We start from the raw sequence: 366 nt of genomic DNA, 5'->3' as shown, positions 1-366 counted from the left end.
ATTTATACAAAGAAAAAAACTGCACCTTACAAATGGGTGGTAGTGACCAATGGGGTAATATTACTACAGGTACAGAGCTTATAAGGCGTATTGGTGGAGGTAAAGGTTATGCACTAACTTGCCCGCTAATTACAAAAGCCGATGGTACAAAATTTGGAAAAACCGAAGGTGGAAATGTATGGTTAGATGCAAACAGAACATCACCCTACAAATTTTATCAATATTGGTTAAATACCAGTGATGAAGATGCTGAAAAGTATATTAAAATTTTCACGTTTTTAACAAAAGAAACTATTGAAACTTTGGTTGAAGAACATAAAGAAGCTCCCCATTTACGAACTTTACAGAAACGTTTAGCTGAAGAAA

At 34.4% G+C, this 366-nt stretch carries 1 protein-coding gene; it reads left to right on the top strand.

Annotated elements, in window-relative coordinates:
• A partial coding sequence (tyrS, locus tag FUA24_RS05120) for a tyrosine--tRNA ligase (RefSeq protein ID WP_148540298.1) occupies window positions 1-366 on the top strand: 366 nt, incomplete at both ends.

The sequence above is a fragment of the Seonamhaeicola marinus genome, assembly GCF_008085455.1.
Note: the sequence above shows the minus strand (reverse complement) of the source record. Positions and strands in the feature narration are given on the sequence as shown.